This window comes from Thioalkalivibrio sp. ALM2T, assembly GCF_000381505.1.
In the GTDB taxonomy this organism is placed as follows: Bacteria; Pseudomonadota; Gammaproteobacteria; order Ectothiorhodospirales; family Ectothiorhodospiraceae; genus Thioalkalivibrio; species Thioalkalivibrio versutus.
This window is the reverse complement of sequence record NZ_KB906568.1, coordinates 1-26831: the sequence shown is the minus strand read 5'-3', so window position 1 is coordinate 26831 and position 26831 is coordinate 1. Positions and strand designations below refer to the sequence as shown.

23 protein-coding genes are annotated in these 26831 nt (G+C 62.0%); 14 read left to right on the top strand and 9 right to left on the bottom strand.

Annotated elements, in window-relative coordinates; all coding sequences use genetic code 11:
* The first annotated feature begins 47 nt into the window (after positions 1 to 47).
* The 6 genes from F816_RS0111850 to F816_RS0111825 all read left to right on the top strand — a co-directional run bounded on the left by F816_RS0111850 (position 48) and on the right by F816_RS0111825 (position 9724).
* Positions 48 to 3386 (top strand): PAS domain S-box protein, encoded by a 3339-nt coding sequence (locus tag F816_RS0111850; RefSeq protein ID WP_081622702.1) that lies wholly within the window; start codon positions 48 to 50, stop codon positions 3384 to 3386.
* Positions 3383 to 6586, top strand: coding sequence for a PAS domain S-box protein (locus F816_RS0111845; RefSeq protein ID WP_019594897.1), 3204 nt, complete (start codon positions 3383 to 3385; stop codon positions 6584 to 6586). Before F816_RS0111850 ends, F816_RS0111845 begins: the two co-directional genes overlap by 4 nt.
* An 86-nt stretch (positions 6587 to 6672) precedes the next feature.
* Positions 6673 to 7056 (top strand): response regulator, encoded by a 384-nt coding sequence (locus F816_RS0111840; protein WP_019594896.1) that lies wholly within the window; start codon positions 6673 to 6675, stop codon positions 7054 to 7056.
* The gene (locus tag F816_RS0111835) at positions 7053 to 8735 is read left to right on the top strand and encodes a diguanylate cyclase (RefSeq protein ID WP_019594895.1); all 1683 of its coding nucleotides are present in this window, start codon (positions 7053 to 7055) and stop codon (positions 8733 to 8735) included. Before F816_RS0111840 ends, F816_RS0111835 begins: the two co-directional genes overlap by 4 nt.
* Before the next feature lie 429 nt (positions 8736 to 9164).
* A complete protein-coding gene (locus tag F816_RS0111830; protein ID WP_019594894.1) occupies positions 9165 to 9449 on the top strand; it encodes a YqjD family protein in 285 nt (94 codons plus the stop codon).
* Between the two features lie 41 nt (positions 9450 to 9490).
* Complete coding sequence (locus tag F816_RS0111825; protein WP_018146292.1) at positions 9491 to 9724, top strand: hypothetical protein; 234 nt, start codon at positions 9491 to 9493, stop codon at positions 9722 to 9724.
* 7 nt (positions 9725 to 9731) lie between these two features.
* Here F816_RS0111825 and F816_RS0111820 read toward each other — a convergent pair whose 3' ends face one another.
* From F816_RS0111820 to F816_RS0111785, 8 genes are all read right to left on the bottom strand, one after another.
* Positions 9732 to 10181 (bottom strand): hypothetical protein, encoded by a 450-nt coding sequence (locus tag F816_RS0111820; protein WP_019594893.1) that lies wholly within the window; start codon positions 10179 to 10181, stop codon positions 9732 to 9734.
* Entirely contained in the window at positions 10178 to 11359 is a 1182-nt protein-coding gene (locus F816_RS0111815) for an AI-2E family transporter (RefSeq protein WP_019594892.1), read from the bottom strand. The genes F816_RS0111820 and F816_RS0111815 overlap by 4 nt, the downstream gene beginning before the upstream one ends.
* A gap of 14 nt (positions 11360 to 11373) precedes the next feature.
* Positions 11374 to 11607 (bottom strand): DUF3185 family protein, encoded by a 234-nt coding sequence (locus F816_RS0111810; protein WP_019594891.1) that lies wholly within the window; start codon positions 11605 to 11607, stop codon positions 11374 to 11376.
* A gap of 163 nt (positions 11608 to 11770) precedes the next feature.
* Complete coding sequence (locus F816_RS0111805) at positions 11771 to 12178, bottom strand: PRC-barrel domain-containing protein (RefSeq protein ID WP_019594890.1); 408 nt, start codon at positions 12176 to 12178, stop codon at positions 11771 to 11773.
* A complete protein-coding gene (locus F816_RS0111800) occupies positions 12175 to 12354 on the bottom strand; it encodes a CsbD family protein (RefSeq protein WP_018146287.1) in 180 nt (59 codons plus the stop codon). The genes F816_RS0111805 and F816_RS0111800 overlap by 4 nt, the downstream gene beginning before the upstream one ends.
* Positions 12355 to 12650: 296 nt before the next feature.
* Positions 12651 to 13916, bottom strand: a complete 1266-nt coding sequence (locus F816_RS0111795; protein ID WP_019594889.1) for a phosphatidylserine/phosphatidylglycerophosphate/cardiolipin synthase family protein — start codon at positions 13914 to 13916, stop codon at positions 12651 to 12653.
* A 319-nt stretch (positions 13917 to 14235) separates the two neighbouring features.
* The gene (locus F816_RS0111790) at positions 14236 to 15513 is read right to left on the bottom strand and encodes a GGDEF domain-containing protein (RefSeq protein WP_231363401.1); all 1278 of its coding nucleotides are present in this window, start codon (positions 15511 to 15513) and stop codon (positions 14236 to 14238) included.
* A gap of 384 nt (positions 15514 to 15897) precedes the next feature.
* Positions 15898 to 17172 carry a DUF2254 family protein gene (locus tag F816_RS0111785; RefSeq protein WP_019594887.1) on the bottom strand — a complete coding sequence of 425 codons (1275 nt, stop codon included), beginning with the start codon at positions 17170 to 17172 and terminating at the stop codon, positions 15898 to 15900.
* Between the two features lie 315 nt (positions 17173 to 17487).
* On the opposite strand from F816_RS0111785, the gene F816_RS0111780 reads away from it, so the two are divergent.
* The 8 genes from F816_RS0111780 to F816_RS0111745 all read left to right on the top strand — a co-directional run bounded on the left by F816_RS0111780 (position 17488) and on the right by F816_RS0111745 (position 26426).
* Positions 17488 to 18642, top strand: a complete 1155-nt coding sequence (locus F816_RS0111780) for a hypothetical protein (protein WP_019594886.1) — start codon at positions 17488 to 17490, stop codon at positions 18640 to 18642.
* A gap of 10 nt (positions 18643 to 18652) precedes the next feature.
* Positions 18653 to 18970: an HPF/RaiA family ribosome-associated protein gene (locus F816_RS0111775; protein WP_019594885.1), complete on the top strand. Its 318-nt coding sequence runs from the start codon at positions 18653 to 18655 to the stop codon at positions 18968 to 18970.
* Between the two features lie 428 nt (positions 18971 to 19398).
* On the top strand, positions 19399 to 20040 hold the full coding sequence (gene gntA / locus F816_RS0111770) for a guanitoxin biosynthesis heme-dependent pre-guanitoxin N-hydroxylase GntA (protein WP_051080103.1): 642 nt from the start codon (positions 19399 to 19401) through the stop codon (positions 20038 to 20040).
* Positions 20037 to 20663, top strand: a complete 627-nt coding sequence (locus F816_RS0111765) for a DUF1989 domain-containing protein (RefSeq protein ID WP_019594883.1) — start codon at positions 20037 to 20039, stop codon at positions 20661 to 20663. The genes gntA and F816_RS0111765 overlap by 4 nt, the downstream gene beginning before the upstream one ends.
* Positions 20648 to 21100: an MgtC/SapB family protein gene (locus F816_RS0111760; protein ID WP_019594882.1), complete on the top strand. Its 453-nt coding sequence runs from the start codon at positions 20648 to 20650 to the stop codon at positions 21098 to 21100. The genes F816_RS0111765 and F816_RS0111760 overlap by 16 nt, the downstream gene beginning before the upstream one ends.
* Before the next feature lie 93 nt (positions 21101 to 21193).
* Complete coding sequence (locus F816_RS0111755) at positions 21194 to 22480, top strand: mechanosensitive ion channel family protein (protein ID WP_026333254.1); 1287 nt, start codon at positions 21194 to 21196, stop codon at positions 22478 to 22480.
* A 129-nt stretch (positions 22481 to 22609) separates the two neighbouring features.
* A complete protein-coding gene (locus F816_RS0111750; protein WP_231363400.1) occupies positions 22610 to 24979 on the top strand; it encodes a catalase in 2370 nt (789 codons plus the stop codon).
* A gap of 172 nt (positions 24980 to 25151) precedes the next feature.
* Positions 25152 to 26426, top strand: a complete 1275-nt coding sequence (locus F816_RS0111745) for a DUF2254 domain-containing protein (RefSeq protein WP_026333253.1) — start codon at positions 25152 to 25154, stop codon at positions 26424 to 26426.
* A gap of 102 nt (positions 26427 to 26528) precedes the next feature.
* Here F816_RS0111745 and F816_RS0111740 read toward each other — a convergent pair.
* The coding region (locus tag F816_RS0111740) for a transposase (protein ID WP_019594878.1) at positions 26529 to 26831 on the bottom strand (303 nt) is incomplete at its 5' end.

The window sequence follows — 26831 nt, the reverse complement described above, 5'->3', positions numbered from 1 at the left end:
CCGGAAACGAACAGGAACGGTTGCGGGCTCTGTGGGCGAGAGCGCTCCTGGATACCCCGGACGAAGAGCGGTTCGACCGGTTGACCCGTGTTGCCAGGCGGCTGTTTGGGGTGTCGATCGCGCTGGTTTCGCTGGTGGACGAAGACCGTCAGTGGTTCAAATCCCGGCAGGGGCTTGAGGCCCTGGAGACGCCGCGTGATATCTCGTTTTGCGGTCACGCGATTCTCGGGGACGGTATCTTCGAGATCAGCGATGCCCGCGCGGATCCCCGGTTTGCCGACAACCCACTGGTCACGGGCGAGCCGTTTATCCGGTTTTACGTCGGCGCGCCGCTGACCACTTCCGATGGGTATCGGATTGGGACACTTTGCCTGATTGACGGCCAGCCGCGGCAGTTGAGCGAGGACGAACGGCAGGTCCTGCGTGACCTTGCCGATGCCGTCGAAGCGGAAATCAACTCGGGCGAGTTGCAGGCGCTCAGTACTGCCCTGGACGACATGCGTCGGCTGGGCGAAGTCATCACCCGTGCCCAGTCGGAGTTCATTCGCGAAGAGGATCGCGATCGGCACCACGTCTTCGATGAATTACTCACGGATATCCTGGAGCTGACGCACAGCGAATACGGCTTCATCGGCGAAGTGCTGCACGCCCCGGAAGGGCAGCCCTACCTCAAGACCTACGCCATTACCGACATCACCTGGAACGCGGAGACCCGCGCCTTCTACGCGGCCAATGCCTCCCAGGGGATGGAATTCCACAACCTGGAGACCCTGTTCGGTGTCGCTCTCACCAGCGGCGAGCCGGTGATCGCCAACGACCCGGCTCGCGACCCGCGCAGCGGCGGTCTGCCCGAGGGGCATCCGGCGCTGGAGGCGTTTCTCGGTATCCCCATCCAGTACGGCGGCGAGCGGGTGGCCATGCTGGGTATCGCCAACCGCCCCGGCGGCTACGACCCGAGTCTGGTCGACTTTCTGCAGCCGTTGCTGGTCACCCTGGGCCAGCTTGTCGATGCGGCGCATACCCAGCGTCGGTACCGCGCCAATCAGGTGGAACTGGCGCGGCTGTCGCGGGTGGCGAGCGAGACCACCAATGGCGTGATCATCACCGATGCCGAGGGCCGGGTCGAGTGGATCAATGACGGCTTTACCCGGCTGAGCGGTTATACCCTGGACGAACTGCGCGGGCGCAAGCCCGGCAAGCTCCTGCAGGGAGAGGGGACGGATCCGGAGGCGGCAGCGCGGATCGGGGAAGCCGTCGCTCGGGGCGAGCCCTTTCAAGTCGATATGCTGAACTACCGCCGGGATAGCCAGGCGTACTGGGTCCGGATCTACGGCAATCCGCTGCGTGACGAGCAGGGGGCACGGCAGGGGTTCATGGCCATCGAGTCCGACGTGACGCGCGAGAAACAGGACGCCGCACGTATTCGCGAGAGCGAGCAACAGTTCCGCTCGCTCGTGGGCAACATCCCCGGCATCACTTATCGCTGCCTGATGGATGAGCACTGGACCATGCTCTACATGAGCGACCAGGTAGACCCCTTGTCCGGCTATCCGGCGAGCGATTTCATCGACAACGCGGTGCGCAGCTATGCCAGTGTGATCCATCGCGAGGATGTGGCGGCGGTTGGTGACGCCGTCGAGCAGGCGCTGCGTGCCGGGACCGACTGGCTCGTCGAGTATCGGATCCGGCATCGCGATGGCGGTATTCGCTGGGCCCAGGAACGCGGTTGCGCAGTGCGGGACGATGCGGGTCGAGTGCGCTATCTCGATGGCTTTATCCTGGATGTGACCCGCGACCGGGAAAACCGCGAACAGCGAGAGCGCCAGCTCGAGGCCTTCGCGGCGCTCAACGATATTGCATCGACGACGACCCTCGGGCTGGACGAACAGCTCGAGCGGGCATTGCGGCTGGGGGCCAACTTCCTGGGGCTGGAGCTGGGGATCGTCAGCCGGGTCCGGGGTGAGGATTACGAGGTGCGCGCCTTTGTCGCTCCGCCCGGCTCGCCGCTGGCGCGTGGCCAGCGCTTTGAACTGGGCAACACCTATTGCGACCTGACCCTGGCGAGCGACGATCTGGTGGCTATCGAGCATATGGCCGCATCGGAAAACCGTGGGCATCCGTGTTACGGACACTTCGGGCTGGAGGCCTACATCGGGGCCATGCTGGAGGTGCAGGGGCAGCGCTACGGTACCCTGAATTTCTCCTCGGTCCAGCCGCGCCTGGGTCCGTTCGGAGATGGCGAGCGCATGTTCGTGCTTCTGCTTGCGCGCTGGGTCGGTTCGGCCATCGAGCGCGACGAGGCTGCACGTGCGCTGAGGCTCAGCGAGGCCCGCCTGCGCGGGCTGTTCGAGCTCTCGCCGGTGGGGATCGCCCTGAACGACTTTGATACCGGCGCATTCGTGGACCTCAACGAGGCCTTGGTGCGCCCGACCGGTTATACCCGCGAAGAATTTACTGCCCTGAGCTACTGGGATGTGACTCCCCGGGAATACGAGCCCCAGGAGTTGCAGCAACTGGAGAGCATGCAGCGTACCGGCCATTACGGCCCGTTCGAGAAGGAATATATCCGCAAGGACGGCAGCCGCTATCCAGTGCTGTTGAACGGGATGGTGGTGCACGACAACACCGGGCGCAAACTGATCTGGTCGATCATCGAGGACATCTCGGAACGCAAGCGCATCGAGCGCATGAAGAGCGAGTTCATCTCTACGGTGAGTCACGAGTTGCGTACACCGCTGACCTCGATCTCCGGTGCCCTGGGCCTGGTGACAGGGGGTGCGGCGGGCGCCTTGCCGGAGCGCATGCAGGAGATGCTCGATATCGCGCACAAGAACAGCCAGCGCCTGGGCGTTCTGATCAACGATCTGCTGGACATGGAAAAGCTGGTCGCGGGCAAGATGCGCTTCGCGATGCAGGTGCAGGCGCTATTTCCATTGCTGGAGCAGGCCGTTCGGGACCACCAGGGCTACGCCGATCGTTACGGTGTCCGCTTGTTGCTGGACGCGGTGGATGCCGGGATCCGGGTCGAGGTGGATGCCGACCGTCTGCAGCAGGTGCTGGCCAATCTGCTCTCCAATGCGGCGAAGTTTTCGCCCGAGGACGGCGAAGTGCGGGTTTCTGTCGCCACCGACGAGGATCGTGTCCGGGTCTCGGTCACGGACCGTGGACCCGGCGTCCCGGAAGAATTCCGCGAACACATCTTCCAGAAGTTTTCCCAGGCGGACGCCTCGGACACCCGTCAGAAAGGCGGCAGCGGTCTGGGGCTGGCGATTACCCGCGAACTGGTGGAACGCATGGGTGGCGAGGTCGGGTTTGAATCGGTGCCGGGTGCGGGTGCGACCTTCTGGTTCGAACTGGCCTGCACCCGCGAAGGGGGTGCCGCATGATGCCGCGTCTGTCGGATCCGGCGTATCGCGGACTCGCGACGTTCGCGCTTGCGCTGCTGGCGGTGGCCGGCAATTACTTCCACCTGCCGCTCCTGTTCGGCCTGGATTTCATCTTCGGGTCCATTGCGGTGATGCTGGCCGTTCTGCTCCTGGGAACGCTGCCTGCCGTCATCGTCGCGATCGCCGGGGGTCTCTACACCCTGGTCCTGTGGGGCGTCCCCTATCCGATGATCGTGTTCGTGATCGAGGCCCTGGTGGTCGGCCTCGTGTACCGGCGCTGGGTGCGCAATGTGGTGCTGGCCGATCTGTTGTACTGGCTGGTCATCGGTATTCCGCTGGTGCTGCTGTTCTACCGCGGCCTGGTCGGGATGGACTGGGAACCGACCACGATGATTGCCCTGAAACAGGGGGTCAACGCGCTGTTCAACACGCTGATCGCCAGCTTGCTGGTGATGCTCTGGCGGCTGTCGGGACGCGGTGAGCAGGCCTCCCGGGGCGACAGGCCTTCGCTGGCGAGCCTGCTGTTTCATGCGATGCTTCCGGTGACCCTGCTGGCAGGTATCGCCCCGATCCTGCACGAAAGCTATACCCAGCGCGGCGAGCAGGAGGCCTTCATGGCGGAGCGTCTCCATGATCGTGCCGTCGATCTGGCGGGTCGGCTTGAAACCGATTACCGGCAGGGCCGCGAGCGCTACGATTACCACCTGGCACGCGTGCAGAGTCGCGAGGACCTTGTGCTGGCCATTGTCTCGCCGGACGGGCAGATGCTCGCCAGCCGCGGCGATGCGCCGATCGTGGGCGAGGGCCCGGAGGGCTCGATAGAGGTCCGCAGCGACGGACTCTCGATCTGGCTGCCGGGTGGATCGATGTCGGCCGTGGGTCGCTGGGGACAGGGTTCCTACTTTCTGGTAGTACCGGTAGAGGCCGACCCCGGAATCGACCGGGTGTATGCGCAGATGCCGGCCGCCCCGGTGGTCAGGGCCCTGGAGGAACAGCGGGTCGAGTTGTTTGCACTCCTGACGGTGATCATCGCCCTGGCCATTCTGGTCTCCGCCGGGCTGAGTCATGCCATCAGCCGCCCCCTGCGCAAACTGGAAGCAGTAAGCGCCGGACTGGGGACGGACATCGCGCAGGGACGTTCACCGGCGCTTCCGGCCAGCCGGATCTTCGAGTACGACGGCCTGGCAGGGACCCTGCGCGATATGTCCCGGCAGTTGGGTGCCAGTTTTCGCCAGCAAGCCCAGGCCCGGGTTGAGCTCGAGTCCCAGGTTCGCGAACGTACCGCGGAACTCGCGCACACGGCGGATCAGTTGCAGGCAGTGCTGGCGGCTGCGTCGGAGTTCGCGATTGTCGTCACGGATCGCAATGGCCTGGTCACCCTGTTCAATCCGGGTGCGGAAAAGATCACCGGTTATGCCGCCGACGACCTGGTGGGCAAGCAGTCACCCGCCCTGTTCCATCTGCCCGAGGAGATTGCCGCGCGCGGCGCTGAACTGAGCACGGCCTATGGGCGGTCTATCGAGGGTTTCCGGGCATTTGTCGAGATCGCGGATCGCGAGGGCGCGGAAACCAGGGAATGGACGTTTGTGCGCCAGGATGGGCAGCACATTCCCGTCTCGTTGACAGTAACTCCGAAGGTCGACAAAGAGGGGAATATCACCGGTTACCTGGGGATCGCCGAGGACATCACCGAGCGCAAGGCCGCCGAGCAGGCCCTGCGCGAGAGCGAACAACGCTTTCGGGATACCGCCCAGCAGCTAACCCTGGCCACCAAGGCGGCACAACTGGGCATATGGGATCTGAATCGGGTCAGTGGCCGGCTTGACTGGGACGAAGGGATGTTCCGGATCTACGGTGTCGCGAAGCAGGATTTCAGGCATGCCGTGGAAGACTGGACCCACGCCCTGTTGCCGGAACACCGGGAGCAGGCGACCGCGGACTTCGAGCGTGGACTAGCTCACCCCGAGAGTCCCTATGAGTCGGAATTTCGCATTCGTCGTGCGGATGGACACATCCGTCATATACGCGCCATGGCCCAGGGCATACCCGGTCCGGAAGGCCGGGTAGAACGGATGATCGGTATCAACGAAGACATCACCGAGCGCAAGCAGGCCGAAATCGCACTGGCAGAGCAGGCCCAGCACACCCAGGCGGTCCTCGACAACATGGTGGACGGGATCATCACTATCGATGCAGATGGAATCATCGGTTCCTTCAATCCCGCCGCCGAGAGGATCTTCGGCTACACGCCTGACGACGTGCTGGGTCGGAACGTGAGCACGCTCATGCCTGAACCGCACCGCAGCGCTCACGACCGCTACCTGCACACGTACCAGACTACCGGAGTGGCGCGCATTATCGGGATGGGTCGCGAGGTGGAGGGGCAGCGCAAGGATGGCCGTCTGTTCCCGATGGAGCTGGCGCTGTCGGAGATCACCCAGCATGGTCAGCCCCTTTACGTGGGCATGGTGCGCGATATCACTGAACGCAAGCGGGTGGAGCGTATGAAGAACGAATTTGTCTCCACTGTCAGCCACGAGCTGCGCACCCCGCTTACGTCGATCTCCGGCTCCCTCGGCATGGTGGCCAGCGGAGCCCTCGGCCCACTGCCGGAAAAAGTGGACGAGATGGTCGCGATTGCCCAGCGCAACAGCCAGAGACTGATGCTGTTGATCAACGATCTGCTGGACATGGAGAAGATCGCGGCGGGCAAGTTGCACTTCGAGATGACATCGCAGACGCTCAAGCCTCTGCTTGAGCAGGCCCTGGAGAGCCATCGCAGCTTTGGCGAACAGCACGGTGTAGAACTGATACTGGAAGGCGACGTGCCCGAAGGTGATGTTCGGGTCGACGGTCAACGCCTGATGCAAGTGATGGCCAATCTGTTGTCGAACGCGGTCAAGTTCTCGCCCCCGGGTGGGGCGGTGCGGGTGGTGGCACAGGCGCTGACCGCGCCGGGCGACTGCGTGCGGGTGAGCGTCGTGGACGAGGGCCCCGGCGTGCCGAACGACTTTCGCGACCGTCTCTTCGAGAAGTTCGCCCAGGCCGATGCTTCCGATACGCGGCAGAAGGGGGGCACCGGACTGGGCCTGGCGATTAGCCGGGAACTGGTGGAACATATGGGTGGGCGCATAGGCTTCGATTCGGTTGAGGGCGAGGGGGCCACGTTCTGGTTCGAACTCCCCCTGGTTCGGGACTGAGTGTCCGTGCCACCGATTGCAGGCCGGTAGCCGCTCGGACCGAAATGAACGCAGTACCGGAACCATCCAGACTGAAGGAATTCGAAGTGGCCGAATTGCAGCGCATTCTCTATGTCGAAGACGAACCGGATATTCGGGCGGTTGCCCAGTTGGCACTGGAGACGGTCGGGGGATTTACGGTGAAGGTCTGCGGCTCGGGCGAGGAGGCGGCCCATGATGCCGAGGACTTCGCGCCCGACCTGATTCTTCTGGATGTGATGATGCCGGGTATGGACGGGCCGTCGACCCTTGAGGCCCTGCGCGAGATTCCGGCGCTGGTCGAGGTGCCAGTGGCGTTCATGACCGCCAAGGTGCAGCCCTCCGAGATCGAACACTACAAGTCACTGGGGGCACGTGACGTGATTGCCAAGCCGTTTGACCCCATGCAGCTGGCAGATGAGGTACGGCGGATCTGGCAGGGGGCGGTATGACGCCGAATGATGCCGAGCAGGCCCTGACTGAGCGGTTGGAACAACTGCGAGCCCGTTACCTGGAGCGCCTGCCGGGCGAGCTGGCCGAACTGGATGCGCTTCAGGGCACGCTGACGGGCCTTGAGCAGGACCGCGACGTGTTGGCGGAACTGGAGCAGCGCCTGCACAAGCTGGCGGGTTCCGGTGGCAGTTTCGGTTGCCCGGTACTGAGCAGCGCGGCCCGCGCGCTGGAGCAGCGCATCGGGGGCTGGCTGGAGGCGAACGAGTTTTCCCTGGAAGCATCGGCTCGGCAATCCCTGGCGGAGGACATCGCGGCACTGGCCCATACGATCAGCGAAAGCCCGGAAAGCCCGGCCGCGTCGGTGCTTCCGGCGGATCGCGCTATCGCGGACGAGGCCCGATCAATCTGGCTGGTGGAGGACAATGCGGACCTGGGCTGGCAACTCGGGCAACAACTCGAGTCCTTCAACTACCGGGTGCGTTGGTTTCGGGGCGTCGACGAATTAAAGCGGGCAATCGAAAATCAGCAGCCGGATCTGCTACTAGTGGACGTGACGCTGGAGCAGGGCCGCGAAAATGCGACCGAACGGCTGGCGGACTGTCCGGAGATTCAGGCGCTGACGTGTCCGCTGATCTTCCTCTCCGCGCATGATGATTTCCCGTCGCGCGTGCGCGCGGTGCAGCTGGGGGCGCAGGGCTATTTCCTCAAACCCCTAGATGTGCCGCGTCTGGTCAATCGCATCACGCAGATTTTCGAAGCGCAACGTGCGCCACCGCAACGTGTGCTGATCGTGGACGACGATGCCGATCTCGCCGAGTACATGCGCCTGGTGCTCGAAGTGGCCGGGATGGAGGCCCGGGTACTGGAGACACCGCAGGAGATCATGGACACGATTGCCGCGTTTCGGCCGGAACTGGTTCTGATGGACTTGTATATGCCCGAGTACGCGGGGACCGATCTGGCCGGGGTGATACGTCAGCACGAGGCCTACACGAATCTTCCGATCGTCTATCTTTCTGCAGAGACCGATCTCGAACGACAGATTGATGCCATGCGTTCGGGTGCAGATGACTTCCTGACCAAGCCGATTCCCGATCTGCAACTGGTGGCGGCAGCGCGCTCGCGGATTGCACGCGCCCGCCAGCTAGAGGAATACATCAGCAAGGACAGCCTGACCGGGTTGCTCAAGCATGCCAGTATCAAGGAGGCGGCCAGTCGCGAGGTGCTGCGCGCCCGGCGGATCGGTCGCCCCGTGACGCTGGCGATGCTCGACATCGACCATTTCAAGGTCGTCAATGACACCTATGGCCATGCGGCGGGCGACGTGGTGATCGCCTCGATCGCGACCCTGCTGCGCCAGCGTCTGCGTCAGTCCGACATCATCGGCCGCTATGGCGGGGAAGAGTTTGTGGCCGTGCTTCCGGATTGTGAGGCGGAGCACGCCCGTCAGGTAATGGAGGATATCCGTTTGAATTTCGCCTCGCTGGAATTCGCTCAGCTAGGTGAGCGTTTCGGCTGCACCGTCTCCATCGGCCTGGCGTGTTCAGGCCAATACCCCGAGTCCGATGGTGACGACCTGCTGGTTGCCGCCGACGAGGCGTTGTACGCGGCGAAGCGGGGTGGCCGCAATCAGGTCCAGCAGCCGCCCCCGTCTTTCGCGCGCGGTAAGACGAACTGAGGTCGCCCGTATGACCGGGGTGGGGCTAGGGTTTTACAAGTTTGGTGCTGCGTGCCTTGGATGAGATGAAGGCGAAGAACTCATCGGCTCATGACAACAGCGTGATCCACTACAGTATTTGGCTTCATCGAGAATCTCCGACTATCCAGTGACTGCTCGCGCAGCACTCGCTCCTCCCCTGGCGGCCGATGCAGGTTCACCTGGGCGCGCTGAATATGGAGCCATACCCCGTTGGCGTATCCCCGGCCTAGATGCGGATGCCCGCGTGGCTCGGCGGATGAGTGTGTTGGTCCGTGATGGGGGTGGAGTTGGTGCTTTTGTTCGCTACCGCGCAGACGGGGGGTGGCCTGTGCGAGAAACTTTTCGTTGCTTGTCAGTGGAATCTGACCGGCGTTTATCCATTTTCCACCACAGCAACGGGAAATCACCATGAATACTCCAGGCAGTAGCGAACACGCCACTACAGACCGGCTCTCCGAGCGTGCCCACGAGACCGTAGACAAAGCCGCCAGGGGCGCGGGCAAGGCCGAAGAAAGGATCCGCCATGAGGCCGCGAGCGCGGAGGAGAAAGCGAGGGAGGCCGGGGCGAAAGTCAAGGAACACTCCGACGAGGCCCTGCAATCAATTAGTGGCTTCGTGCGGGACAATCCTTTGCTTTCCCTGGGTCTCGCCTTCGCCGCGGGGACCTTGGTCTCTGCTTTACGACGCCGTTGATCGTGTTCCGTGGCCACCAGTTAAGGCAGGAGGCCGCGCACTTGCGCGGCCGAATTGATCACGGTGCCGGCCTTGTTCGCTGGCGGATCGACCGCTTGCTGCACCGGGCACGGGCCCTGGCCCGCCGGCCTGCTGTGCTGGCTATTGCCTTTGGGTGTGGCCTGTTGGCCGGTCGCTTGGATATGCCCGGCATCAAATATACCTATGGAATTCTGGCAGGCCAGATGAAAGCCTGGCGGATTGCATCCAGTCTGATCGGCTCGCCGCTTCGCTGACCGCGACTTATTTCTCGGGGGATTGCGGTTCTGCTTCCGGGGGTTGCTGCTCTGCAGCGTCAACGAGCGATCTCGCCTGGACGAGCAAGCTGTTAACGCTCGCCCGGCTTTCACGGAACGTGAGGTCGCGGGTGATGTGCCGGAGTCGCCAGAAGGCCAGCGCCGCCAGCACCAGATGTGCCAGCGTTACCGTCAGCAACGCGCCCGTCAGGCTGAAGGCCTGCAGGCTGGCCAGGGTGACCACGAGACTCGCCCCGGCAAACAGCCAGCCGCCCACCAACAGAAGCGCAATCATCACGGTGAGCCCGATCATCATCAGCACCGTGTGTCCGAACAGCCGCGCCTCTACCGCAAGAAGGCGAGCGATGTCCGCCGCCAGGGTCTTCAGGATTTGCGTGATGTCCTGGCTGTGGTCGTGACCGCCGTCCTCGTCCTGACTGGGATCTGTTTCCTTCATGGTCGTGCGTCCTCCCGGCTGCTCAGCGCGTGTTTCAGGCTGGACTTGATTTCACCCCAGATGGCCACAAAGAATGCCGTCAAAGGAATCGCGAGTACCATCCCGATAATCCCGTTCAGGGCTGTGCCCCAGAAGAACAGGGAAATGATGACAAGTGCGGGGTGCAGGCCAGAGCGGTTGGACATGATCTTCGGCGTCAGCAACCAGCTTTCGATCAGTTGTATCACTGCGAACGCCAGTACGGTCAGCATCAATAGCTCAATGCCGCCATCCGGTTGAAGGTAGGCCAGGGGCAGAATCACCAACAGTCCGATCAGGGTTCCCAGGAAGGGGACGATGTTCAGCAGTCCCAGCACGAGCCCGGCAAGCACGCCGTATTGCAGGCCGATCAGCGTAAAGCTGAGTGCATACAGGGCACCCATGATCATGGCGATCATCAGTTGGCCCTGGAAGAAGGCGGTCATGTATCCCACGAAAACATCCATAAAATAGAGTAATTTCTGCTGAGTGCGCCCTTGGAATATGGATAGCAACTCCGATGCCTTTCCCCGCAGCGAGTCACCCGAGAGCAGCGCGAAGAAGAGAAACAGCGGAACGAAGCTGATACCCGCCAACATCCCCAAATAGGACATAACGGTCTCTCCGGTGACTTCCAGAGAAGACTCGGACTCCTCCCCTTTTCCGGCTTCCAGGCGATCCGAAATCATCGCGCTAATTTCTGGAAAGTAAAACGAAAAATGATCCTCCCAGCGCGCCAGGGTCTCGGGCAAGGCGGTTACCAGCTGAACGATCTGGGCGGTCAGGGTGGGAACAAGAAAGAACAACAGGGCGCCGACCCCAAGAAAGAAAATCGCCATCAGCAGCATGATGGCCAGCCATCTGGGTAAGCGAAGCCGGGTCTCGAGAAAATTCACCACTGGATGGAGCACCAGCGCCAGGATGCCTGCGATCGAGAGCGACAGGAGCAGGTTGTAGAACGTGCTCAGTATCCAGCCTAGAGACCACGCAACAATCGCGATCAGCGCGGTCAACGCCACCAGGGACAGCAAGACCGCCGTATAGCGGAACAAGCGAAGCTCGGCCGCGTTGAACAATCGTTTATGCGGGCCTAACTCGGCGCGGTCCTGAGCAGCCCTCCTGCCCCCTTCATCGAGGGATTCCTCCGTGTCGTGGGGCATTGTGGGGGCCTGGCTCAGGTCCTTGACGTTTTGCCGAAGAAGAACAACCCGACACCGGCCGCTGCGGAAGCCGCGCCCAAGACCAGAAACCAAATCGTGGAGTCCGTGAAACGGCCGGTAACGGCCTCGGTCACCTGGTCGCCGAGACTTTGGGAGGACCGATACGCAAAGAACAGCAGGATCAGGCCCACAACAATCAAAACAACTGCCAGGATCTTGTTCAGTGCCAGAGTTTCATTAGTCGCCATGGTTAATCGTCCTAATGGATGAGGGGTCGTTAATCCGTTATTCAATGATGGCGTTCGGGAAAAGTCGCGGTGCTGGAAACCGCGACCGTCAATAGTGTCCACCATGCATGGGGGCGCCTACACGGATAAGCCGGCCACAAGGGTCCATCGGTACCTCGCGCGATCACCCTGCAGCGTGATCCCTGGTGTAGTAGGAATCCACGGTTGAATGCCAGGTGGCGTCGGCCATGTTGGGCCATTCATCCTTGGGAAACCCTGGTGCGTTCTTTAACCACTCGGGATCGGCGTCAAGCAAAAATCGCTTGTGCTCCTTGTCGTGCTTCAAGGCCTTCCACGGGATCGCGAATAAACGGTCACCCATGCCTAGAAAACCGCCTGAGGCCAGGACCGCGTACCGTATTTCGCCCTCGCTGATGTCAAGCATCACGTCCAGGATCTTGCCGAGCTTCTCTTCCCGCAGGTTGCAGACCTCGTCACCGGTAATGGTGCTGGCGCTCACTAGCGTGGGTCCGACATGGGTGTCGTTGGAGGCTTCTTGGCCACCTTTCGCGCCGGGTGCAGAGCCGATCATTCGGTTTTCTTCTTGGCGTCGCTCTTGAGGTCCCCGTACTTGGCTTGAGCCTTGCCGGCATGCTTTTCGGCCTTACCCTTGACCTCGGTGCTCTTGTCGCCGGTAGCCTTGCCAGCAACTTCTTTTAGCTTCCCTTTGGCTTCTTTCCCATGACCTTTGGTTTGATCCTTGTTCATCAGATAATCTCCAGGTAGTGGTACCGCTCGTTGTCGGCCTCTTCCAGGCGGTCAGTAGAGGCAGCTTGAAGCTTCCAAACTAGGGCAAGCCCGGGGGTGGGTCTGTGCGCTGCCCAACATATACAGAGGCCCTGGAAGACCACGGGATCAAGAGCCCGTGTGCAAGGATGTTGGAGGCGAAGTGGGATCATGGGCGGTGGGGAGGGCGTGGCGCCCCGTGCGCCCGCGAGGGCTTTCGCACGAGCGAGGCGGGTTCCGATGGAGATCCCTGCATGCCGCGTGGAGGCATCGCCGGATCAGAGCTGGGACTTGATCGGTAGCAGGAGCTTCTCGGAGAGCTTTTCCCGCAGTGGGCGGGTATTCCAGCGCTCAAGGGAATACGGCTTTGCGGCCAGCAGGTCTGTCTCGAAGACGCCCGTCATCTCCCTGGCGAATGCGTCGTTGTAGATGTTCAGACTCGCTTCGTCATTGAGCCGAAGCGATCGCATGTCGAAATTGGTCGATCCGACCGAGACAAACTCGGCATCGATGACCAGGAGCTTGGTATGCAGCATGGTGGGCTGATAGACGTGGATCTCGACCCCTGCGCGCAGGAGCTCGCCCCAGTCGGCCTTCGAGGCGATTTTGACGGTAAGCGCGTCGATGTGTGGTCCGGGTAACAGGATACGGACGCGGACGTCGCGACCGCGCGCCGCCACCAAGGCGTCGAGCAACAGCTTGTCGGGCACAAAATACGACGCGGCCAGGTCGATTGTCGCCTCGGCCGCTGCGATGGCAAGCAGGTACATTAGATGCATGCTCTCGCTGCCGCCGGACGGCGAAGCGATAAACACGTGCGCGTCGATCTGGCCCTCCTCCTGCAAGGCCGGAAAGTAGCTCGGGCCGTTTCGCACCTCGCCGGTGCTTTTGATCCAGTTATCGTTGAAGGCTGCCTGCAACTGCGCCACTACGGGCCCTTCGACCCGAAAGTGCGTATCACGCCATTGCTCTGGGTCCCCTCCGTCGCCGGCCCACTGGTCCGCGATGCCCACCCCTCCGGTAAAGCCAATGCGACCGTCGACCACCAAAAGCTTGCGATGGGTGCGGTTGTTCATGCGTCCGAGGTTGTACCAGCGCAATGGCCGATAGCGATGCAGCTGCACCCCGGCGGCCTGCATGGCATCCAGCAGCGACTGATCCATCTTGGCGCTACCGACCCAGTCGATGATGACGCTCACCTGCACGCCTGCGCGCGCACGGTCGGAAAGGGCTTGTGAGAACTCTGCTCCAATCTCGCCTGACCAGTAGATGAACGTCTCGAAGGTGATGGAGGTTTGTGCCGAGCGAATCGCCAGCAACATTGCCGGGAAAATCTCGTTGCCGTTTTGCAACGCGGTCACTTGATTGCCGCGCACGATGGCGGGGCCCAGCATCACGGACATCTCGCGCCGAAACTGCGGGTCGGAGACCCCGTAGCGATGTTCGATCTTGCGATCGACCACCTCCGCGGATGTGGAGAAGTTTTGCAACAGAACCAGGGTCAGTGTGGTGGCGAGCGCGGTGATGCCAATAACCCAGAACATCGATCGTCGGCTCCCAGCCAGTGACATCGCGGAGGTACTCCAATCGGGTGTAGCGGCCAGGCATTGCGAAGTGGCTCCCTGGCTGGCGCCAAAAACGCGAGGGGGAGCACGTTCATGGTCGGTCCACGACGCGCGGGGTGACCGAACTCAAGTGGTCAGCTCACCAACCATGCCAACGGCGCAAGTCGGATGATGCGACGCTTGTAGACGCCCGTCCGTGCGAAACCGCACGCAGCGTGCCGGGGGTGGTCTATCTCGGAGGTGCGGATGCCATCCGCCCGGTCGCTGGAAGCGAGTGACGTTCGTGAGCAGTGTTTCCCTAGGCACACATCCAGCGCGAACCGCTCTTTTTGGCTTGATACATGGCCTTGTCGGCCGTTTCCAGCAGAGAGACCGGAGAGGTCGCGTCCTTGGGGTAGAACGAGATGCCAATGCTCGCGGAGATGTGGACAGAGGTTTGCCCGATATCGATGGCCCTGGCGAGTTCCCGAGTAATGGTTCTGGCCACACGCTCGACATCCTTGAGCTGTTTGACGCCCGTCACCAGGACGGTAAATTCGTCGCCGCCCAAGCGGCTAACCGTATCCTCCTCCCGGATGCAATGCGTGAGTCGCTTGGCGACCTCCGAAAGTAAGTGGTCACCCGCTTCATGCCCAAACGAGTCGTTGATCGCCTTGAAGCCATCAAGGTCCATGAAGAGGACCGCAAGGGACTGGCCGCTGCGTTTCGCATGGTTGACGCCCTGTTCCAGGCGATCAAGAAAAAGACGTCGATTCGGAAGCCCAGTCAACAGGTCGTGATTGGCGTGATGCCATATTTTTTCCTCGGCGACGGCTTGTTTTGTAATATCCCGAGAGGTGCAGACAATTGCTTCGGTGTTGCGATGCTCGTCGAGTACGGGCGCAAGCACATACTCGAATCGGTCACCCTGACCAGAGGGAAACATGTGGACGAATTTTCCTCGTTGCGTGCACTGGTCAGCAACGACTTTGTCGATGCTGTGCTGGAAGGCCGGGGCGAACGGGAAGCCGAGGTCAAAGCTGGATTTGCCGATGATCGCCTCGGGCGCGAGACCGAAAAGATCGGCTGTGGCCTTGTTTGCGTAAACAAATCGCCCCTCGGGGTCCAGCACATGAATCGGATCTGGCGACGCGACCAGAATGGCCCCGAACAGTCGGGTTTCCATCTCCTTGACGGTCGCATATTGTTCCAGCGATTCGGCGACGGCCTGGTCTATCGCTTCATGAAACCGGGTGAGATCCTCAAGCTGTTGGCCAGCGATCGTTGGGTAATCTTTCGTCCAGTGTGAGACCACGCTCGCGCGCAGGGCGCGAAATTCGGAAACGGTCTCAATGACGCTGAAGCCGCTGGTCTGTCGATCACCGCCGTGGACTTCTGCCCAGGACTCGTCCCCCGTCTTCGGCTCGCAGCCTTTCGATTTGTCGGCCTGTTCCGATTCGCTCTGGTGGGACTCGAGGTCGTCGGCAATGGTCAGCAGCATGTCCCTGGCGTGGTCACGCAGTCCGGTCGTCCCCATCTGGCTGGCATGAAGAAGGGTTCCGGCAAATTCTTCCCAGTCCTGAAGAATCGGCTCCATTTCTTTCCTGAGAAATTCAGCGAGGTGCATAGGGGTATTCATGGATTGGGTTGGTAATAATAGCAGAAGGGGTTGGCGGGTCCGTTTGTGTTGGTTGGGATATTGGTGTTTTTAGATTCATGTCAGGAATGCGAGCTAACTTCCTAAAAAGTGTGAACGGGTTTGCACTTGTTATCATGCGCCGCGGGTTCTGATGAGTGTTATTTTGGATGATGTCACGCGCTCGCCTGTTAATCAGCGTATCCCTGACACCGACGTCGTGGGCTTCGCCGCAGGGGGGATGCGCCAGCAGCGCTGCGGCCCGGTCATGGCGTTCTTCGGGGGCGCTTGCGGGGGTGTCGATTGCACGATGTGCTATCCCACAAGACGTCGCTCCGAGCCCCGTCAGTGTCCTTCGACAAAAGCCTCGGCCTCCCGCTCAAGCCGCTGACGGTCGCGAGCCAGCATTCCGTTGGCGTCTGCCTGAGCCAGCACCATCTCCACCTGGCGTCGGACTTCCGAGAGGACCGCGAACGCCTCGCGTTCCTCGGCGGCCTCGCGGACCCGATCGAGCATGTGCATCAGGTGCCGGGCCGTTTCCGGGTCGCGGGCGGCGGGCTCCCGCAGTCGTTCCGCGCATAACTGCACGAGGTCGGCAGGGTCCCAGCCGAACTCGTCGTAGATACAGCGGCCGTCCTGGTCCTTGTCGTGCAGCCGCGGCAGCCCCCGCTCGACGATCTCCACGAGGACGGCTTCCAGGTGGACCAGCACCTCGTGGGCGGTCGCGGTGTCCGCGTGTGCCTGCAACGCGAACGTCCCGACGTCGACCAGCTGGCTCACGGCGAAGGCGAGGTCCATATCAGCGCTGCGGGTGCGGGCAAGGCTGATCGCTTCGGCCACGCTGTCGAGGTTGGCATCGGCGGGGGAGACGAGCGCGACCGTGCAGCGGGGGGTGACAAACTCACCAACGCGGCAACGGAGATGTACGACCCCGCCGGCCGGCAGCGCCTTGCGCATCCGGTCGATGTCGATGCCGGTAACCCAGCCGGTGCCCGGGGCCAGGACCGTCCGCGCTGCGGACGTGGGCGGTGGCACCTCGCTGATCTCGACCCGAGCCCCGGGGTGGCGATCGAGTACCTTGAGGGCGTTATCGGCGAGATGGCTGACCAGTTCCGACAGCGACAGACTGCGCGTGGCGTGCTGGATCGCCAGCAGTACTCCCGCCATCGCGGCCAGTGCGATGATTACCGCCAGCACCGTACTGACAATGGGCGCGGCCGCCTGTTCGTCGGAGGGCATCCTTACCAGGATGACCAGCACGGCCACGACGCCTGCCGACATGAATGCGAGCAGATTCCGCTGGAAGCGGTCGTCCAGAAAGGTCAGCAGCGTCCGGGGCGAGAAGTGGGCGGCCATCAGGCCAACCACGACGGTGCGCATCCAGAGGCCGAACACCGCGACCGTGATCAGGCCCCCGGTCACTGACCCCAGCAGGACCCGCGCGCTACCCACAGTGCCGAGCTCGACGGGCGGGGGCCACAGCCATGCGGTGTCCACGGCCAACGCCGCCAGGCCCACGCTCACACCGGCCGCCATCGCCATGCCCATCGCCACCGTGATTTCGCCAAGGCGGAGGGTGGCCCAGTAGGGCCGGGGCCTGCCGCGGTTCGTCTCCCCCATGCTGTCACCTCCAAGTGGTGACTGATTGGCGTGTAGAGGCCCCTCGGCGATTCCTGACGAATCAGTTCGGGCGGATGTGCTCCGTAGAGTCACCGGGCGGGATCGTTGTGTCGGTGCGTTGCCACACTGAGGGGCGCAGCACTCTGATCATCTGGACCCGGGAGCAGAAGCCCGCGGCAGCCATGTCGACATGAGCTGGAATCGGGGTGCGCTGGTGCCATCGGCCGCGCGGAGCTAAGCGCGACGCCGCACATAAATGGACGTGCCGGCGTGCTATACGGATCGTGTGCCTTGTTGGAGCCATTCAGAATGCCAATGAACCATGTCGACCAGGATGCCGCAGCGGGGCTCTGGGAAGAATGTGACCCGCCGTGCCTTTCGCTTTATCAACCGACTCATCGGGATCACCCGGACAATGAGCAGGATCCAATACGCTTCAAGAATCTGGTGAAAGCGCTGGAGGACTCGCTGCGACAAAAGTTTGCGAGCGACGAGATCCAGCTCTTGCTCGAACCCTTGCTGGCCCTCGCGGACGATCGCGAGTTCTGGAACTGCACCTTCGACGGCCTGGCCGTGTTGCGCGACAGGAATCGGTTTCGGGTCTACAAGCTCCAGCGCCCGGTACCCGAATTGGCGGTTGTGGCGGACAGCTTCCACACCAAGCCCTTGCTGCGCATCCTGCAATCGGCGGATCGCTATCAGGTGCTCGCCTTGAACCGGCACGAGATGAAGGTGTTCGAGGGCAACCGTGACGCCCTGGATCAGATCACGCCTGCCGATGGCGTGCCGCAGACGATCACCGAGGCGCTCGGTGACGAACTCACCGATTCCCGCCAGACGGTCTCGGCCTACGGCGGCAGCGGCGGTGGCCAGGCCCCCATGCACCATGGCCATGGGGGCAGGAAAGCCGAACTGGACGACGATGCGGAGCGATTCTTCCGCGCGGTCGATCGCGCGGTCCTGGAACACCATTCCAAGCCCTCCGGCCTGCCGCTGCTACTCGCCGCCCTGCCGGAGCACCACCACATGTTTCACGCGCTCAGCCACAACCCTTTCCTGATTTCCGAGAGCCTGGACGTGCATCCGGATGCGCTTGCGTCGAACGACGACTTTCGCGAGCGGGTCTGGCAAACCATCGAACCCCGCTACCTCGAGCGCCTGTCCGGGCTGGTGGATGCCTTCGGCAGTAACCAGCCGAAGGGCCTCGGCTCCGACGACCTGGCCGAGGTGGCCCGGGCCGCCGTGGGCGGGCGCGTGGCGACCCTGCTGATCGAAGCGCGCCGGGAAATCCCCGGTCGGGTGGATGCGACGACCGGTGAGCTTGAGTTCGACGATCTCTCCCACCCCGAAACGGACGACGTGCTCGATGACCTGGGAGCCCTGGTGCTCAAGATGGGCGGCGAGGTGGTCGTGGTGCCGAAGGAACGGATGCCGACCGGTACGGGAATCGCCGCAATCTACCGCTACTGAGGCAAGTGACATGCAGATTCAGATCAACACGGATGACAACATCGACCAGTCCGGTGCACAGCCGGAGCAGACCGAAGCCACCATCAGAAACGTCCTGGAGCGCTTTGCGGATCAGGTGACGCGCGTGGAGGTTCACCTCAGCGACGAGAACAGTGACAAGAAATCCGGCAACGCCGACATACGCTGTCTGCTGGAAGTCAGGGTCGAAGGTCTCCAGCCCGTGGCCGTGACCGACGAAGCGATGACCGTGGGACAGGCTGTCGATGGCGCAGCACGCAAGATGAGGCGTTCCCTGGACAGCACGCTTGGAAAGCGGAAGAACCACTGAGGTTACCGGCCAGCACCGATCGCCGTTGGCCAATGGTGACCTGTCGAAAAGCGGATGAAACACCCTGGAGATCCTGGTACTAACGAAGTGGGCCTCAAGCCCGTTCCGGACCTGGGCGGGCGCTTTCTGGCGTTGCTCGCCGAGGCTACGTATCCCTGTGTGGGGGCCAAGTCCGCGTTGGCCCGTGGCTCGATCGAAACTCATGAGTTCGGCGCTCTAGGGAAACACTGATCAATGAACGCGTTCGCGTTGGTACCCCAGGTTTTCCGAGACAAGGCGCGTCGTGCAACAGGTAGTGGTTCTACCTGTAAGCGGCGCAACGCAGGATCGGGGAACCTGGGGTGCCAACCCCGCAAGTTATTGAAAGGAGGGGCTCGGCCGCCCGTTGCGGACGAAAACGGGCGCGCGCACAGCGTTGCGGCTCCCTTGTGCAGAATGACTGCACGGCAGTCACCGCGCCTTGTTCGCACGCAAAAGCGACTCGAGCGCGAACGCGTTCATTGATCAGTGTTTCCCTAGGGGATCCCGGCAATGACCGGGCGATCCTGGATGGCCTTTCTCGATTCGTTGCCCTGATCGAAGCCAGTACTTGCAACGAGGATATCGTGCACTCTTATGTCGCCCTGTTCAGTGGGCCAGGCGATATGAGCGAGCTTCGTTTCGAGTCCTTGATGTGGTCGCAGTTGTGGCGAATCCACAAGCTGGACGTTCTGGCAGGCAATCCTCCTGCCGGCGATGTCAGCAGCGATAGTGACAGCCCGCTGTTCAGCCTGAGCATAGCGGGGCATCCGTTCTTTGCCATTGGGCTTCACGCAAACGCTTCGCGGCTCGCCAGAGGGTTTTCCAACCCGGTATTGGTGTTCAATTCTCACCGCCAGTTCGAGAAGCTAAGAAAGGATGGACGTTTCAAGAAGATTCAGGCAGCGACTCGGGCACGTGATATCGCGTTGCAAGGATCCCGAAACCCCAATCTGGCCGAGTTTGGAGAAGCAAGTGAGGCCAGGCAGTACAGTGGCCGTGAAGTCGAAGCCAACTGGAAATGCCCATTTCATTTCAAGGAGAAGCCGTGAACACGGACGTACCGACGGTGAGAATCCCTCCCTGCTCCGCGCAGACGGTCGAGCTTGGCCCTGGAGACGAACTGGTGGTGATCGATCCCGAAGGCCAGCAGGTAAGCGATGTGGTCGCATTCGGGAATCCGGATCATGGGGAGTATCTGTCTTCAGGGCGTTCTCTTGACTATGCCTCACGCCTTTGGCTCACGACGGGCGATGTACTGTACTCGAACCGCAGTCGGCCAATGTTCACCATCATGGAGGATACCTGCGGCCGGCATGACTTCACTTTGACACCTTGTTCGAAAGACACCTTCAGAATCATCTATGGGGAGCACGAGGGTCGTCCGGGTTGCGAAGGCAATCTGGCGACGGCACTGGCCCCTTACGGCATTGGTGTCGATCGTATTCCCATCGCATTCAATGCGTTCATGCATGTGTCGATCGACGCCACAACGGGGGCGTTCGGCGTTCTGCCTCCGCTCAGTAAAGCCGGGGATTTCGTTCGCCTGCGCGCCGAGATGCCCCTCGTGGTGGCGATGTCCGCATGTTCCGCCGGGCAGTCGAATAATTTCTCGTTCAAGCCGATCGATTTTCAAGTTGTGCGCAGAAATCCGCCGTCATGCTCGAATGGCTGACACCGGAATTCGATGGGTACCGCATGCTCGGTCACCTGCGCGATCTTGTATTGGCCTACCTGCTCGCGATTCCGAGTGCCTGGGACCGGGAAGTCCGCGATCGCGCCGTGGGGCTGCGGACGTTCCCGTTGGTCGCCGTTGCCGCCTGTGGCTACGCGCTGATCGGCTTCTCGGTACTAGAGTCGCCCGACGCACAGGCCCGGATCATGCAGGGCCTGATCACCGGCATTGGGTTCATCGGTGGCGGAGCGATCCTCAAAAGCGGTGGTAGCGTGGAAGGTACGGCCACGGCGGCCAGCCTTTGGGCAACGGGCGCGATCGGCCTGGCAGTCGCCGCGCACCGGTTCGAGATTGCGATCCTCATCAGCATCGCGACGTTTTTGACGCTGCGCTATCTCAAGCCGCTAATGCATGCTTCCGAGAAATCCGGGGAATAACAGGCTGGGTTCGGTACCGCACGGAACGGTTCCGGGTCGGCTGGCTACTGTCTCGGGATGATGCGGATTGCCGTTGTCCTGGTTGTTATAGGCATGGCCCTGCCGGGAGGGGGCATCGCGGCCGAGCCACCGCTCGTCCTGACGCCCCTGGAGTCGGAGGAACGGCTGGAGGCCCCGGCGAGTGTCGGCATTGTGCCGGAAGCGTCCGACGAGGCCATCGCCGCCCGGCTGGAGCGGATTCTGGTTGCAACGGGCTGGTACGAGCAGCCGGCGGTCACGGTCGATGAAGGGGTGGCATTCCTGTATGGCCAGGTCCGCCGCCAGACCCACCGTCAGTGGGCCGGCGATCTGGCACGCAGCACCCAGGACGTGGTCGCGGTCGTCAATCACCTTGAGTTGATCGAGCCGTCGATCTGGGACCTGAGCCCAGCGCTCAGTGGTTTGAACGAGCTCGGCAGAACGGTGCTGAGAAGCCTGCCTTACGTGCTTTTCAGTCTGTTGCTCCTCGCGCTGGCCTGGTCCCTGGGCGTGCTTGTCACGCGGTTGCTGCGCTGGACCACAAAGACCAGTAAACGGAACAATCTGCTGAAGGACGTGGTCGCCCGGGGCGGGGGTGTCCTGGTGTTCGTTGCCGGCTTGTACAGCGTGTTCCACGTGGCCGGGCTGACCAACGTCGCGCTGGCCGTTCTGGGTGGTACGGGGCTTGCCGGCATCGCGCTGGGTATCGCCTTTCGCGACATTACCGAGAATTTTCTGGCGAGCATCTTTCTGAGCGCACAGAACCCCTTCCGGACCGGTGATCTGATCGAGGTCGGGGGAACCCGCGGGTTCGTGCAAAGCATGACGATTCGGGCCACGGTGCTGATGACCCTGGACGGCAACCACGTGCAGGTACCCAACGCGACCATCTACAAGAGCGACATCACCAACTTCTCGGCCAACCCCAATGACCGCATGGAGTTCGGCGTGATGATCGGTCTCAGCGACTCCATCACCGACACCCAGGCGATTGGCCTGGCCGTGCTTGCGGGTCACCCGGCGGTGCTGGAGAACCCCGAGCCATGGGTTGTCGCCGAGGAGATTCGCAATGCGGCCGTGCTGATCAAACTGTCGTTCTGGTTTGATTCACGAAACACCAATGGCCAGCAGTTGCGCTCGGCGCTCATTCGGCTCACCAAGCGCGCGCTGCTGGAGGCCGGCATGACGATTCAGGCCGAACAACGTCAATACGTGGAACCGATTGCAGTCGGTCCCGCGGAAGAATCGGCGGCAGCCATGACCGTGTCCGAGGCCGAGACCCGCCCGGAAGGCGAGGTCATTCGCAACCAGGCCGCGCTTGCGCCCATGCCGGAAAAGGGAGAAAACCTGCTCGACCAGTGATCCAGTTGAACCGCCATCGACGTCTCCGGGTATTTCTTGCCACTCCGTTTGTTGCCGCACAGAGCGTCCCCGTCCCCCGTGGTATCGATGCCAGGGTGCGTCCATCCCCCGACGCCCTGGAGAAAAATCATGGCCAAGAAAAAAACAGGTCGTTCATCACAGGCGCCAGGCAAAGGCGGTAAATCTGCCCCAGCCGCGCTCAGAACCAACGACATCGTTGCGGAGCAAGCTGCGGCCAGCGACGATTTTGTTGCCGCGATGCCCTACAACACCATCAAGGAGCAAGACCACGGTCACGACAACGCGGTGGCGCCGCCGGCCGGTCCTACTACGGAGCCGGGGTCCAGTGCGTTGACTGCGAGCACGATGACCGAGGAACCCGGTACGTCGAAAACTGGCGGGCCGGCTCGGCTCGGAACGAACGCGACGGTCGCCCCGCTCGACCGGGTCCGGGTCGATCCCAGCGATCAACCGTTGACCACCAACCAAGGTGTTCGGATTGGCGACAATCAGAACACCCTGAAAGCGGGGCTGCGCGGGCCATCGTTACTCGAAGATTTCATCCTGCGGGAGAAGATCACGCATTTCGATCACGAGCGTATCCCGGAGCGGATCGTCCATGCACGCGGCTCCGGGGCGCACGGATACTTTGAAGCCTACGATGCACTGACCCAATACACCCGGGCAGCGCCGTTCGCCGAGAAGGGCAAGGTCACGCCGGTGTTCGTGCGATTTTCCACGGTGGCGGGTGAACGCGGTTCGAAGGACACTGCGCGCGATGCTCGTGGCTTTGCGGTGAAGTTCTATACCGACGAAGGCAACTGGGACCTGGTGGGTAACAACATCCCGGTGTTCTTTATTCAGGACGCGATGAAGTTTCCCGATCTGGTCCACGCCCTCAAGCCGGAACCGCATCATGGCATGCCTCAAGCGGGGTCCGCACATGACACGTTCTGGGACTTCGTCTCGCTGTCGCCGGAGTCCACTCACATGCTGATGTGGGCCATGTCGGATCGCGCGATACCGCGCAGCTACCGGATGATGCAGGGCTTTGGTGTGCACACCTTTCGCCTGGTCAACGAGCAGGGCGAGTCCGTGTTCTGCAAGTTCCACTGGACGCCGCTCCAGGGAACGCACTCGCTGGTCTGGGACGAAGCCGTGAAGATCGCGGGCGCCGACGCCGATTTTCATCGGCGTGACTTGTGGGAGGCCATCGAATCGGGCGAATTCCCGGAATGGGAACTGGGTGTGCAGATCTTCACCGAGGAACAGGCCGACGGCTTCAGCTTCGACGTGCTCGACTCCACGAAGATCGTGCCGGAAGAGCTGGTCCCGCTGACGCCCGTGGGGCGCATGGTGCTCAACCGCAACCCGGACAACTTCTTCGCCGAAACCGAGCAGGTCGCGTTCTGCACGGCGCATGTCGTCCCCGGCATCGACTTTTCCAATGATCCGTTGCTCGCCGGTCGGATCCATTCCTATGCGGATACGCAGATCACGCGACTCGGGGGGCCCAATTTCCACGAGATCCCGATCAATTCGCCGCTTGCCCCGGTGCAGAACAACCAGCGCGACGGCATGCACCGCCAGGCCGTGCATCGCGGGCGCGTGGCCTACGAGCCGAACTCACTGGGGGGTGGCTGCCCGTTTCAGGCCGGGACCGCCGGCTTCGTGTCGTTCCCGGATGCCCATGCGGAGGACAAGGTCCGTGGCAAGCCGGAGAAGTTTTCCGAGCACTATGCGCAAGCCACGTTGTTCTTCGAGAGTCAGACCGACGTCGAGAAGGCGCACATTGCAGCCGCATTCCGCTTCGAGCTGAGCAAGGTCGATGTCCGCGCGATCCGCGAACGGATGGTGTCCTCGCTGGTGAATGTTTCACGGGAACTGGCTGCAGAGGTCGCCACTGGCTTGGGCATGGAGGTGCCGGATGCCATGCCGAAGGCCGTCACCGATCCGGAACCGCCGGAGATCACCGAGTCGCCAGCGTTGTCGCTGATGGCGCGGCCCGGCGAAACCGGAATCCGCACACGCCAGATTGCGGTACTGGTCGAGGAGTGCGTCCACCATGCCTCGCTCGTCGATCTTCATGGCGCGCTGACGGACGCGGGTGGCATCGTGCATTTTGTGGGTTCACGAGTGGGCACGTTCGTCGGCGATTCCGGCGAAAAGATCGAAGCCAACAAGTCCATGGAGAATTCTCCGGCCGTCCTGTTCGATGCATTGGTGCTGCCCGATGGGAGCGATGCGGTCCAGACGCTCGCAGCCAACGGACACACCATGGAGTTCATCAAGGACCAGTTCAGGCACTGCAAGACGATCCTGGCCTTGGGGGCCGGTCGCGAGCTTCTGGAAAAGGCGGGCATTGACTCCGCCATGCAAGAAGATCCGGGCATCCTGTTGACGGACGCTGGCGGCGTGACCGAGGGCGCATCAACATTCATCGACGCGCTCACCGCTCATCGTCATTTCTCCCGCGACAGCGATCCACCCGCGAAGTGATGCAACCCAACCTTCGGCGATCTCGCGACTACGCGGTCTTCCGAAGACGTTACCGTGCCTCGCCAAAGCGGGGTGGGGCCTCGCCTGGTTGTGGGGGCCCCGCCGCAGACCCGCTACAACGTAGCCGTTTCATCGAAAACCCGTGTTTCCCTCGCGGTCGGAGAGCGAAATCATGCCCCAGTTACGCCGGTTGACGACCGACCGGCTGCGCGTCTTTTTCAGTCGGCTCAAAGATCGTTTATGGGTCAGGCCACTGGGCCTTAGCGTGCTTGCCGTGGGCGGTACGTTCGTTGCCCGGCTCGCTGACGGCACGGGGCTTGCAAAGGTGTTGCCCCGCATCCAGCTGGACTCTGTCGAATCCTTGTTGACCATCATGGCGTCCAGCATGCTGGTTATTGCGACCTTTGCAGTAGGCGCCATGGTCGCCGCTTATGCGTCGGCCAGTGTCAGTGCGACCCCCCGATCCATCCCGCTCGTGATTTCCGATGATGTTACCCAGAACGCATTGTCGGCGTTTATAGGGGCCTTCATCTTTAGTATTGTTTCTCTAATATCCGTGCAAAATGAGATATTTGGCCATGCCGGCCTGTTTTCGATTTTTTCGCTGACCCTTCTGGTGTTTGTGATTGTTATCGTCACCTTCGTGCGCTGGGTCGACCGAATTGCCCGACTGGGGCGCGTGGTCAACACCATTGAGAAAGTGGAAGAGGCGGCCACGGATGCACTCGATCGGCGTCGTCATGCGCCCACGCTGGGCGCTTTGGCAGGCCCCATGAATCCGACCAGGGGCATTGGGGCCCCGGTATTCTCGCCAACGGTTGGTTATGTCCAGCATATTGATCTGGAGACGTTGCAGTCGGTCGCCGAAGATGCCAACTGCCGCGTTTTGGTGACGGCTCTGCCGGGTACGTTCGTCAGCGCGCGCCGTCCTCTTCTTCGCATTGAAGGATGCGAGGCGTTCGACCCGGAGGCCTTTGCTGTCGCCTTCAAGATTTGTCCCAACCGTGCGTTTGATGATGACCCGCGGTTCGCGCTTGTCGCGTTGTCGGAGATCGCCGACAAGGCGCTGTCGCCTGGCACCAATGATCCGGGGACCGCGATCAATGTAATCGGCTCAATGGTCCGACTGTTTACACTTTGGGTGTCACCGCTGGAGAAGGACCGGGTGGCGGAAATCACCTATGACCGGGTATTCGTGCCGAGCTTGGAGATCGACGACTTGTTCGACGACGCATTTACGGCTCTGGCTCGTGACGGTGCCGGTTTCGTGGAAGTGGCGATCCGACTGCAGAAGGCTTTTCGTGCCTTGGCCGAGACCGATGACCAGGCGATGGTCGCAGTCGCCAAAAGGCATTCACGCATGGCACTGGCCCGTTCCGAACAGGCCATGTCATTGCAGGACGATATCGAGGCGGTACGCAGGGCAGCAGCATTTTCGGCCGAGTAGTACAGGACGAGTAGAACGCCGCCGGGCGGAAATCGATATAGCGAACACTATTGCGTGCAGGTATGTGGTACTGGAGATGTGGAGTCCAGGCATAAAAAAGGTTCATCGAGCATTACCGGGGAAGGCTGCGCGGATTTTGAGGAAGAAGTATTCCTGGTCGCGGTAGCCATAGGCCCGACGCTTGATGACCTTGATCGTGTTGTTAATGCCCTCGACGACGCTGGTGTTCAGCCGGTGGCGGCAGCGCGAGACGATGCCGGGTAGGTAGGGCTCCAGCAGGCGTGCGAAGCGCTGCAGGGCCTGGATTCCACTCTCGTGCGCTTGCTGCACCCATTGCCGCCACGCCTGGTACGTCCGCTCGGGGCTGCGCTGGAACCACAGTCTCTTGAGTTCGTCGCGTAAGAG

What these genes read in the sequence shown, in the direction of transcription:
- F816_RS0111845 (WP_019594897.1), top strand. Translation starts at nt 3,383, where the DNA reads ATGATGCCGCGTCTGTCGGATCCGGCGTATCGCGGACTCGCGACGTTC.
- F816_RS0111835 (WP_019594895.1), top strand. Translation starts at nt 7,053, where the DNA reads ATGACGCCGAATGATGCCGAGCAGGCCCTGACTGAGCGGTTGGAACAA.
- F816_RS0111830 (WP_019594894.1), top strand. Translation starts at nt 9,165, where the DNA reads ATGAATACTCCAGGCAGTAGCGAACACGCCACTACAGACCGGCTCTCC.
- F816_RS0111820 (WP_019594893.1), bottom strand. Translation starts at nt 10,181, where the DNA reads ATGAAGGAAACAGATCCCAGTCAGGACGAGGACGGCGGTCACGACCAC.
- F816_RS0111815 (WP_019594892.1), bottom strand. Translation starts at nt 11,359, where the DNA reads ATGCCCCACGACACGGAGGAATCCCTCGATGAAGGGGGCAGGAGGGCT.
- F816_RS0111810 (WP_019594891.1), bottom strand. Translation starts at nt 11,607, where the DNA reads ATGGCGACTAATGAAACTCTGGCACTGAACAAGATCCTGGCAGTTGTT.
- F816_RS0111805 (WP_019594890.1), bottom strand. Translation starts at nt 12,178, where the DNA reads ATGATCGGCTCTGCACCCGGCGCGAAAGGTGGCCAAGAAGCCTCCAAC.
- F816_RS0111800 (WP_018146287.1), bottom strand. Translation starts at nt 12,354, where the DNA reads ATGAACAAGGATCAAACCAAAGGTCATGGGAAAGAAGCCAAAGGGAAG.
- F816_RS0111795 (WP_019594889.1), bottom strand. Translation starts at nt 13,916, where the DNA reads ATGTTCTGGGTTATTGGCATCACCGCGCTCGCCACCACACTGACCCTG.
- F816_RS0111790 (WP_231363401.1), bottom strand. Translation starts at nt 15,513, where the DNA reads ATGGAGCCGATTCTTCAGGACTGGGAAGAATTTGCCGGAACCCTTCTT.
- F816_RS0111785 (WP_019594887.1), bottom strand. Translation starts at nt 17,172, where the DNA reads ATGGGGGAGACGAACCGCGGCAGGCCCCGGCCCTACTGGGCCACCCTC.
- F816_RS0111780 (WP_019594886.1), top strand. Translation starts at nt 17,488, where the DNA reads ATGAACCATGTCGACCAGGATGCCGCAGCGGGGCTCTGGGAAGAATGT.
- F816_RS0111775 (WP_019594885.1), top strand. Translation starts at nt 18,653, where the DNA reads ATGCAGATTCAGATCAACACGGATGACAACATCGACCAGTCCGGTGCA.
- F816_RS0111760 (WP_019594882.1), top strand. Translation starts at nt 20,648, where the DNA reads ATGCTCGAATGGCTGACACCGGAATTCGATGGGTACCGCATGCTCGGT.
- F816_RS0111755 (WP_026333254.1), top strand. Translation starts at nt 21,194, where the DNA reads ATGGCCCTGCCGGGAGGGGGCATCGCGGCCGAGCCACCGCTCGTCCTG.
- F816_RS0111750 (WP_231363400.1), top strand. Translation starts at nt 22,610, where the DNA reads ATGGCCAAGAAAAAAACAGGTCGTTCATCACAGGCGCCAGGCAAAGGC.
- F816_RS0111745 (WP_026333253.1), top strand. Translation starts at nt 25,152, where the DNA reads ATGCCCCAGTTACGCCGGTTGACGACCGACCGGCTGCGCGTCTTTTTC.